Raw genomic sequence first — 10,258 nt, 5'->3', positions numbered from 1 at the left:
CCCGCGAAGAAGTATCCGAACTCGCCGACGAGGCATACGCGATCCGCGTCCTGGACGCACTCGACACGGCGTCTCCGCCAGCCATCCGCGCCCACGACGGCGTGAAACTCGTCTAGCCCGAACCCGCTGCACATGGCGGCCTACCAGCACGAAGGAACTTGTATGCACGAGTATACGAGCACTGCGCGGGTCTGGGGACTCACTTGCCCAGGTTTCCCGGAAGAGGTCAGCAGGGCCCGCCGCTGGACACGCGACATCCTGCGCGGGTCGCCGTTGGCCGAGGACGCCGAACTGATCGTGAGCGAGCTGAGCGCGAACGCGATCCTTCACACGGCGAGCGGGCGAGAGGCCGGCAGCTTCCACCTGGCGCTCGCGGTCTCCTCGCAGGTGGTGGCCCTGTCCGTGACGGACGGCGGGGGTGCCGGTACGGCTCCGAAGGTCGAGCACCGTGGCCAGGAGGCGGAGCACGGCCGGGGGCTGGGGATGGTCAGCGCGATCGCGCACCGGGTCGTGATCCACGACAGCGACGGCGGTCACACGGTCACCGCGGAACTCTTCACGGACGTACGACGAGGAGGGCACCCGTGCTGAGGGTCACGACCAAGCGCGGGTTCTGGTGCGAATGCTGGACGGAAGGAGTGGACGGGCGGATGCCGCCGGCCCTGTTCGGCTCCTACGACGCGTACTCGGAGCGTGAGGCGGACAGTTGGGTTTCGACGATCCTCCGCACCATCTCGCCGGCCCTCGACGCCGATGCTTCTCAAGAAGCGTGCGAGCGACTCTACGACCATCGCATTGACACGAGACGAGCCCTCTTGCGCAGGGAACCGTGGGCGGTGTCCGTCACCCACATCAACACACGCATCACCTGGACAGTCCGACCAGCACTCTTCCTGCCACTCGCACACCGACAAGGCGGCGAACTCCCAATCTGTGCACAGGACTTCAAACCCCACGCCTATTGATGGGCAGAGCAGTCATCACCTGGATCAACGACCACACCGCATGGTTCCCCATCGAGCCTGGTCCTTCTTGAAGTTGCAGGGCACAGGGAGTTCGCAAGCCGGGATGAGCGTGCCATGCGGGCTGATACCCATGGATGTGTCATTCCCATGCTCCTTCACGTCCTTCACGACCTCTGGGATGATTTGGGCCGACCTGGTCACCGGACAAGGGGAGTCCGTCATGAAATCCGTCGTCGGACTCATTACGGTCCTGCTGTCCGCAGCACTCGTCAGCGGGTGCAGCAGCACCAGCGGCTCGGGGGAAGCAGGTGGCTCGGGTAGTCCATCCGGGAACCCGACGACCACAGCATCAGCGGGGATCCCGGGGTGCGCACCCGCGTGCCTCTCCGGAGGCTCCGATCCCGGAAGCCTGCAAGCGGGCCCGCACCGGACGGCGCACTTCTTCAACGGACAGCTGACGGTGACCTTCAAGGGACGGTGGGAGAGCCACGAGGACCAGCCCGTCGAGTTCTCCGTGGCACCGGAGGGCGACTGGGACACGCACCGGGTCCTGTTCTGGTCCGACATCATCCCCGTAGGCAAGGACCGGAAACGCGCCGCCGGAGTACCCAGCACCACATCAGGCCTGCTGGCCTGGCTCAAAGGCCGTCCCAACCTTCACGTCTCCGAACCCCAGAGCGGCACTATCGGCACCGGCGCTCTCCCCGCGAAGCTGGTCGACATCGAGATCTCCAGCAAGGCCGTGAACGAAGCCTCCGACTGCCCGGCGCGAGCCTGCGCGGACTTCCTGACCTGGCCGAACGCTGGCGACAACATCTACGGCCTTGCCGAACCTGCGGTGCTGCGGCTGTACCTGGCCGACGTCAGGTACGGAGGCAGAAGCCATCTGTTCGCCATCGGGATCGAAGGGAAGGACCAAGCCGACCTCAAGGTCTTCCTGCCCGCCGCTGAGCAACTCATCGCCAGCGCCAGCGCGCCGGTCAACCCTGCTTGAGCAGCTGCATCGCGAGCTGGCCAGCCCCGTGACCTGCAACTTGAAGATCAAATGTGGCCATAACGCCAAGCATCAACCGAGACAGGAACCGCCCCACGCGACCGACTGAGTTACAACTTTCTCTACTGGTTCAAGGCGGCTCGCTCCGCTCCCCGCGCGCGGCCCGGCCCCCGGCCGGGCCTGCGCTCCTGTCTCCGCCCCGCTCCAGCCCGGCCGGCGCCCGTGCCGTGCTCAAAGCATGCAGCCGCCTGATGCCAGAGAAGGGGTACGTCGTGGCTGGGGCGGTCGGCTCCACGGCTTTACGGAGCCACTTTGGCGCGAGCCTCGAAGATCATGGCCCCAACGTCGTGCTTTACCGGGCAGGTCCACAGACTGCCCGACGCGCCGGAAGCTTACGGGGCCATGATCACTCGCGCCAAAGCAGCGCCACCCCAAAGCCGCTCCGCCAACCGCGGTATTTTTGCTCGCCTCACGCCGACGGCGTCACTGAGATGACTCATCGTCAATCAGGCCGTGCGGAGGTCTCCCCTCAGGCCCACCAAATCGCACAACGATATCCTCTTGGACTGGCACAGGCGGAACGTTGTCCACCAAAATGATTTGAGCGCCACGGCCAGCTGAATTTAGCCACGCTTGAATATGTGCATAGACGCGCCGCACAATCGCTTCCCCAGTAACTGCCGAGACGCCATCTTCATCCTCGTCTGAGCTCTCCGCGGCTCCACCATCTTCACTCTCGGGCCTCACTGCAGCTTCGGCATCTGACACCGGGCCTGAGTCAGGAGCAAGATTCTTTTGTGGACTATCGATCAGCAAGAAACCCGGATGGCGCCTGCCCTCTTCGAAAGCCAGCTCAAATATTGCTAGTTCCCAAGCCAAAGCAATCAATGTCATAGCACCAGCAGAACCCACCCTGTCATAGCGAATACCGCGCACAGAAGGGATCAGATTCCTATCTATCACGGCATCGTTCAGTTTTGGATACCCAAAGCTGGTCAGAATGGCAGAGAAGCGCCCGGAGAGGTTTGCGATCAGGGTATCTTTTCCACGCTGACTTGACTCCGCCGCCGCCATTCTCTGACGAGCTTCCGCAAGCCTAGCCGCCAATGACTGAACTGACCGGTCCTTCTCCTCAACAGACTCAAGCATTCGTCGTTGCTGCTTGACCTGTTCACGCGCGCGCTCTGCATCAGCGACGGCACCCGTGGCCGCGTCCCGCTCTGCGATGAGCGGCGTAATTGCTTCACGTGTGAGCTCGTCCAAGCGGACCCGGAGGCGCGACGCCTCAGCATCGAGATTCTCAGTCTCTTTGCGCGCTTCTATAACTTCACGCTCAACAGACTCTACGTACCCGTTAAGCTCAGTCAATCTCCTCTTCATACTGTTGAGCTCTTTACTTACGTCTATATTCTCGTCTACACTTTCCGCTTCTTCTGGTGAAGTCGAAATAGCATAGTGCACAAGGTGGGGGACTTCAGAACGGCATAGCGTACAGTGTCCGTCGACAACGGAAATGTTGGAAACGTCCGAGGAACAGGCAGGACAACTAATAACACTAAGAGGATCAAACAACCTCTTAGCCTCCATGAGCATGGTCAGTTTTTTCAAATCATCGGAATACTGTGCACGCAATGGACCCAGCCGTCGTAGCAGCGTTGCACGCTCACGCACACGACTCGCACTCTCCCTAGCCGCTTGCAGCTTCTCCAGATACTCCTGCCGAACGCCGTCGGCGAAAGTCGTCCTTTGCCGCGCCACAGTATTGACGGACTCCAAGTTAGCGAGTGCCTGTCGGCGGCGGCCATCTGCCTCATCCATGGCGAGTTGCAGGGTAATCGGATTGTCCGGAATCCCTTGCTCGCGAATGAACTTCCAAATAGCATTCAAACCCTGCCGCTCAGCGGCCAGCTCTTTTTGCAACTCTGAGATTTGCGTGGCGAGAGCTGCTCCATGCTCATCAAAAACATCGAATACTAGATCAACTACCTGCCGAAGCTTGATTGCCTTATGCGGCGTGTTCTCGAGCGCAAGATTCTTGTTATCAAGTCTTGTGTTACTCAGATACCACAGAGGCGCTACGTCACGAATACTTAGCGCATGTGTAGGTGAGTCGTTCTTAGTGGGCGCCACGCGTAGGCGCATACCATCAAGCCCACAGAGCTGCAATAGGAACTTGGACAGACTCTCCTCTGCCGACGAGTCCGCTGAAATCAATGTAGGTGCTACCGGTTGAATTTCATCCAAATTTCCCAAGAAAACGAGGACGTCTCGCGTAGATCCTTCGACGCCTCGCTGAATGACAAACTGTCGTCGCGCGTATCCAAGTCGAGACGCGTCCGGAGAGGTAACCGTTGCGGGGCTATCCCCCTCGGGGAGGCGTTCAACTGGAATTTCGGCTTCGATGCCAAGTTGCACTGCCTTGACAGCGTCAATTACCTCTGGGTGTTGCGGATGGTATCTCGCACCAAGGCAGTATTCGATGAACTCCAAGATCGTTGTCTTGCCTGTGCTGATTTCACCGGCAATGATACTCAGCGGCCGAAATCCGCCATCCGAACTCGTGAAATCGACACGATAATCTTTCCGATACCCGAGAAGACGAAGACCGTAGATTCGAATTTTGGGCCCTTGAACAGCCGTGACCACGAGCACCTCCATTACATGTCGTATAGATCGAGCATAGCGGGGTCGGCGTTAAGCCAAGCACTGCTGGCTTCTTGCAGTTTGCTATCAGGGACCTTGCGTAGCCTCTTTCCCACGACTTCGGCGCTCGTCCGGTATGCGTCCGCGTACATGCTCGTCAGTTGTTCAGAGATTTCCGATCCGCGAGAAGTCAGGACACATACCCTGTACCCTTTCTCCACCGAAATGCGAACCAACCCGTATGCTACTAGCAATGCAAGGTCGTGCTCGATGCGATTCTTTCGAGTGACGAATCGATGCCCCGGTGACGCATAGCTCATAGGCTTTACCGAGAATCCCGCAAGAACCAGGTGTTTATAGTCTGGCTCGTCAGGCTGGACCACCAGAAAAGGATTGGCCGCAAAAAAATCTAGCACACCTAGGCGCTCTATGCTGGGGTGGATTTCTTGCTTCCTCATTGTTTCCAGTAGAAGAACCAGCTGGGCGAGACGAAATTCCTCTTCATCCTCCGCCCGAAAATAGGACTCAAAAACGTTCTTCTCTCGGCTGGCATTATGATCAGTCTGCGCCATTAATGGCCTCCGCTTCTGAGGAGACGACCGCGGCAGCGTTTTCCCGATCTCCCTGCCCTTCTACATCACTTGAGGCTTCCTTATGCTCTTCCGCTTCTTTGAAGTAGGCCACAGCTACGTCACGGTAATCGCGCACCCAGCCGGCTCGCCCATCATCTACCCGCTGATGAATCATACCGAACGCATGAATTACATTCGCTCGGATCTCGGGAGGCAGGTTCGGGTGATGATCTCGAACGGCGTCCATAACACGCTCGTAGAGACCCACCAATTTCCTATCGGCAGATACTTGTGCTGCACTATTAAATCTTTGCGCCCACAGGGATGCCAACACGGCTTTAGCGTCTGCCAACGCTTTCATTTCTTCTGAAATTCCCTTGTCGGAAATCTCGCGACTCAGAATTTCGGCATTGAAAAACTCTTCTTTGGCTTCCTCGCATGCAAGCATATCTGCTTCATGCATCTGCCGAACAAAAAGTGCACCCTCGTACTGTTCGGAGTCCTCAAGCGCTTCGGTGTTTCGTTGCATTCTAGGTACGGTAATGGTCGGATTAAAGTAGTATTCTTTAATTCGCCGAGCATCCTCCGACTGAAGGATCCTACGCAGCCTCAACTCGTTCCAGAGCTCAATCGTGACACCATCTCTCTTCTCCATGCGCCCCTTCCATCCCAGCCACCATTTTTCAGTTGGACCATCTAGATTTACAGGGATGCACAGAGTCCAGCTCGCCAAGTCATACCCTTCACGCCTGGCGCATTCTACTGCTTGTTCATAAGCCTCGCGTACTTGCTTCTTTTGAGATTCAGCGAATCCGTCAATGAAGTATTTTGACTGCCAGATGCTCACTTCTCCATCGATCAGCGATCCGACATAGGCATCGATTCCCCAGTCGCCCGGATTCGCTTCAATGGTCGAACAGTTGGGGTACTTCACGTCAACAAGGTCCTGAATCATCTGCTCAAATAGCGCCCGACCCCCATCAACGTTTCCGGTTCTTATCTTGAAGAACTCGAAATTGATAACGCCGGTGCCGACGATCGGGACTTCCGTCATGCGGGTGCAATCTCCCCTCGTACGAGACGCTGAGGCCTCGTGCGGCATCATCCCATCGGGTCGGTATGTCTGACCAGGTGTCGGCTGGGGCGTTTGGGTAGGCGGAAGCTCTTGAGCTCCCGACACGGAGTCTTGATGGGAAGGGAAACGAGCCAGGCTCGACGCGTCGGCCATACATTCGAATGCCGTCGATGGCCGTCATCGACGTCGGAGAGCACCAGTGGTAAACCACCTGGCTACCACTGCCATCAGGTCTACGGCCATGCGCGGCTCATCTGCAGTTTCTTCCCTGGTCGCCTGCAGATTGCCATGCCGGCTGGTCCCGCTAGTCCACGGAAGGAACATCATCGCTAAGACCGTCGCCGCACCCTCGGTGCGCAGGTCCTCGGCGATACACACCGCGCCTCCTGACCAGCCGTAACAACCTCGCCCACTCGCGCCAAGCCGCCCAAGCTGTAGAGCAGAGAAGTAGAGCAACCTCAACGACCGTAGCTGACCTACAGCAGCCGGCTACGGCCGATTGACCAGCCCACCAGCCCGTAATGACCACCCAGCCGGGAGTTCGGGACGAAGGGGGTCGTACCAGATGCGTGCCAGATCGTACGGGGAACTGCGGGGAACACCGGGGAATCAACGGACCCGCCCACCAGGTGCCGCTACCCTTCCGCCGCAGGTCAGGCCCGCAACGATACCGAGATCACCTTAGCTTCCCAAGCTGAGAGTGCGAGTTCGATTCTCGTCACCCGCTCCAGGCGGCGAATTCCGCACCAGAGTCCGACGCAGGTGACGCCGGCCACGGCGGTGCCCGCGGCCCGTGCCGGGACGATCTGGCGGTCCGGCTGGGGGACGGTCCCCGGCGGTCGGAACAGGAAAGCCTCGCCGCATCGGGGTCTCGGCCGTGTCACCGGCGTTTATGGTCTCTTGATGGACCACCTGCGGCTCCTGTTGAATCCACTGGATCCAGGCGGGTGGAGCAGACAGGTCGGCGGTCGAACAATAGGGGGATGACCCATGGACGACACCGGGAGAAGTGATGGCCTGGCGGGTGTGAACACGAAGCTGTACCTCTCCTCGGTCGCTCTGGCCGCCGCGCTGCTGATCGTCATCAGGCTGTTCGCGTTGCCGCACCTCGGCGGGGCGACAAAGGTGAGTCTCAGCGACACAATCATCTCGGTCGTCGACTCGCTCACCGGGGCCGCAGTGGCCTCCTTGTGCGTCTCCCTGCTCGTGGTGTTCTTATACGGCCTGAAGCGGCAGGGACCGATGGAGGTTCAGGTCACCGACCCCGGATCGATCTCCGCCGAGCTGGACAAGGCAGCAGGCGCCACCAACTCCTGGGACTACAGAGGTCATACGGCTCGGTATTTCAGATCGGCGGTTCTGCCGACCCTTCTCCAGCGCGCCGAGAGGCAGGGACACTATCTCTCGGTGAACGTGCAGGTGCTCGATCCGGGCAACGCCGAACTCATGGACTTCTTCGCCGAGTACCGGAGGAACGCGAACCCCGACCGGAGGGACTACTGGACCCGGCGGCGCGCGCAGGCGGAGATCGCCGCGACCATCATCAGGCTCCAGCTCTTGAGTTACCAGTTCTCCCGGCTCAACTGCCGGGTGTACCTGGCGTCCACCGTTTCACCGTTCACGATCGACCTGTCCGACACCTGTGTGATCGTGACCCGCGAGAAGGCCGGCACGGCCGCATTGAAATACCCGGTCGGCTCGTCCTTCTATGACTCGACCAAAGAGGACATGCGACTGAGCAACCGTCAGAGCGCGGAGCTGCCTCTCCCCCGGTCCGCCACCGAACTGGATCCTCGTTCCGTCGCGGACGTCAGAGAAGTCCTCTCCCTGCTGGACATACTCCAAGGGGCGGACGACGAGCTCCTGAGCATGACGCTGGACGCGTACCGGAGGCCGGTGAACCCCTATGCCAACGCGTGAGGCGATCGGCTCGTGGATGACCCGTCAAGGGTGGCCGGACCTACGGACGTTCCTGGACGACTCGCCCTCCTACCTGCACCCCTACGGATTCCTCGTGTTCCGCCTGCCCCTGGACACGTTCCCCGAGTGGGGCATCCGCGTTCATCTGTGGCCGCCCGCCGGAAAACGGAGAACGGACTCCGACCCCTTCATCGTGCACAGCCACGGCTGGGACCTGCTGACACGTTCCATCGTGGGCTGTGTCCGACACGCGATGTACGACGTGGATGACGGCGCGACGGCTGTGCGGTACGACTCGTTCACCGTCGAGAGTTCGCTCGGCGTCGGAGTCAGCGTTCTCTCGCCGGAAGGCAGGTCCATGAGTCTCCGTATGGTCTCGGAATGGGACGCCACACCGCAGGAGAGCCCGCTCCACATTCCTGCCGGGAGGTTCCACACCACGACAAGCCCGCATGAAGCCGTATGGGATTCCTGGTCCGTGACCCTGGTCGCCACCGAGCACGTAGCTGGCAACGAATCAAGGGTGCTCGGCCCCTCGAAAGGCAGTGCTGTGGTCAACAAACGAACCGCGATCACGGATCCCGGTGTTCCGCTCTCCGCCATCGACCACGCGTACGAGCAGCGGACCAATGGATCCAATCTGTGGACGTCCTTTGTCTTCCTGATCGACTCGGGAAGGATCCTGCTCGCACGATCTCGCCGCTATCCCGGGTACTGGCATCCCGTCGGGGGCCAGATGGAGTCGTGGGACGACACGCCCTTGGACACCGCCCGCCGCGAGGTGCGGGAAGAGCTGGGCATCGACCTGGACGCCAGGGAGATGATCTCGCTCGGGTGCCTCCCCAGGGACGAAGGGCCTGGAAAGATCCACGCATGGGTCTGCGTCGGAGACTTTCCCTCGCGTCCCGACGTACAGGAGGAGGAAATCCACGAGGTCCGGTGGACAACACTGGAGGAAGCCCTTCGGGCGGACTCCCTGGCCGCGTCGCAGAGCTTCCTCACCACCATCTCGGACCGGCGGCGCGAGTTCGGCCTGGAGACCTGACCCTGGAGACGGCGCCGGGCCCACGGGAACGCCCCACGGACCCTCGACAGCCACCACTACTGCCCGTCACTACCCGGGAGTGGCCCTGGCAATCCCCTCGCAAGTGCGGTGAGGTTGGCAGAGCCCTCGATGCAGAGACTCAGGGCATCTGACGGCCCCGTACAGCCGACATGGCGTATGCGTTCGCCCACCGTCAGACTCATGGACAGCTTCAGACGACGCGGACACCCGATGAGACGGAAGGGGAGTTGGTGGCGGAGAAGGAAGCAGTGGCCCGCGTCGTGGCACAGTTCGCTGACCATGTGCAGTGGGTGCGGGAGTGGCCGGACAAGCCGACCTGGCGTGACCGATTCCGTCGATGGGCATTCCCCGAGTCGTACCGCTTCGACGGGTCCGCCGCACCACCGAAACCCTGGGTCGACCGGCCCGCCGGGCACTATGAGCGGACAGGCTGGCGCATCCGAGCGGCCTACTACAGATCCGACCTGGCTTTCGAAGTCGAGTACGTGGTGTGCGATCAGTGCAAGATCGGCTGGGTCGAATCGCCCTACACCTACGACGGCTACAAACGCTGCGGCCTAGCCTCGGCCGCTCTCCGGTCTCTGCGCCGAGCCTATCCCGGGCTCCAGTGGCACACGGGCGGCGGACACTTCCGCGAGTCCAAGCCCTTCTGGGATTTCGTCAGCGTGGATGTTCCCGGGGGCTACAGCCGGCGGGAAAGGTGTCATCACGTGGAACCACGCCGAGCGCGGTGAACCCTCTCGCCAGAAGCCACGGGACGATCACTCGTTCATCTCCTGCCGCCAGCACTTGACCTCGCTCCCTGCCAGTCGATGCAGGGCGACTCCGCCACCTCCGCCGTCTCAGTTTCCGTCTCATTCACCACCGTTCGCGGACGTTCATGCGAGACCACAGCCCCACTCCTGCACCGCGACCAGCCGTCCGTGAACGCAGGTGAACGCCCCCATACGACGCCCACCACCCCACCACCACAGTTGGAAAGCGTGCGTCTTACCCACACGGCTACGAGGACCGGCCCGCCGT

8 protein-coding genes and 1 pseudogene are annotated in these 10,258 nt (G+C 60.7%); 6 read left to right on the top strand and 3 right to left on the bottom strand.

Annotated elements, in window-relative coordinates:
- From ACWDEW_RS48360 to ACWDEW_RS48350, 3 genes and pseudogenes are all read left to right on the top strand, one after another.
- A pseudogene (locus ACWDEW_RS48360) lies at positions 1 to 116 on the top strand (NUDIX hydrolase); the annotation flags it as partial.
- A gap of 46 nt (positions 117 to 162) precedes the next feature.
- The gene (locus ACWDEW_RS48355) at positions 163 to 591 is read left to right on the top strand and encodes an ATP-binding protein (protein ID WP_450522687.1); all 429 of its coding nucleotides are present in this window, start codon (positions 163 to 165) and stop codon (positions 589 to 591) included.
- A gap of 834 nt (positions 592 to 1,425) precedes the next feature.
- The gene (locus ACWDEW_RS48350; protein ID WP_450522685.1) at positions 1,426 to 1,959 is read left to right on the top strand and encodes a hypothetical protein; all 534 of its coding nucleotides are present in this window, start codon (positions 1,426 to 1,428) and stop codon (positions 1,957 to 1,959) included.
- Between the two features lie 483 nt (positions 1,960 to 2,442).
- Here the strand turns inward: ACWDEW_RS48350 and ACWDEW_RS48345 are convergent, their stop codons facing one another.
- From ACWDEW_RS48345 to ACWDEW_RS48335, 3 genes are read right to left on the bottom strand one after another with little or no spacing between them, the layout of a single operon-like run.
- Positions 2,443 to 4,617 (bottom strand): hypothetical protein, encoded by a 2,175-nt coding sequence (locus ACWDEW_RS48345; protein WP_450522683.1) that lies wholly within the window; start codon positions 4,615 to 4,617, stop codon positions 2,443 to 2,445.
- Positions 4,617 to 5,174, bottom strand: coding sequence for an ABC-three component system middle component 2 (locus ACWDEW_RS48340; RefSeq protein ID WP_450522681.1), 558 nt, complete (start codon positions 5,172 to 5,174; stop codon positions 4,617 to 4,619). The genes ACWDEW_RS48345 and ACWDEW_RS48340 overlap by 1 nt, the downstream gene beginning before the upstream one ends.
- On the bottom strand, positions 5,161 to 6,228 hold the full coding sequence (locus tag ACWDEW_RS48335; protein ID WP_450522679.1) for a serine/threonine protein kinase: 1,068 nt from the start codon (positions 6,226 to 6,228) through the stop codon (positions 5,161 to 5,163). The genes ACWDEW_RS48340 and ACWDEW_RS48335 overlap by 14 nt, the downstream gene beginning before the upstream one ends.
- Before the next feature lie 1,011 nt (positions 6,229 to 7,239).
- On the opposite strand from ACWDEW_RS48335, the gene ACWDEW_RS48330 reads away from it, so the two are divergent.
- The 3 genes from ACWDEW_RS48330 to ACWDEW_RS48320 all read left to right on the top strand — a co-directional run bounded on the left by ACWDEW_RS48330 (position 7,240) and on the right by ACWDEW_RS48320 (position 9,969).
- Positions 7,240 to 8,169, top strand: coding sequence for a hypothetical protein (locus ACWDEW_RS48330; protein ID WP_450522677.1), 930 nt, complete (start codon positions 7,240 to 7,242; stop codon positions 8,167 to 8,169).
- A gap of 94 nt (positions 8,170 to 8,263) precedes the next feature.
- On the top strand, positions 8,264 to 9,214 hold the full coding sequence (locus ACWDEW_RS48325; protein ID WP_450522676.1) for an NUDIX hydrolase: 951 nt from the start codon (positions 8,264 to 8,266) through the stop codon (positions 9,212 to 9,214).
- A 251-nt stretch (positions 9,215 to 9,465) separates the two neighbouring features.
- A complete protein-coding gene (locus tag ACWDEW_RS48320) occupies positions 9,466 to 9,969 on the top strand; it encodes a hypothetical protein (protein ID WP_450522674.1) in 504 nt (167 codons plus the stop codon).
- The last annotated feature ends 289 nt before the right edge of the window (positions 9,970 to 10,258 follow it).

Source organism: Streptomyces sp. NPDC001100 (assembly GCF_053598575.1).
This window is presented reverse-complemented; position numbering and strand designations above follow the sequence as displayed.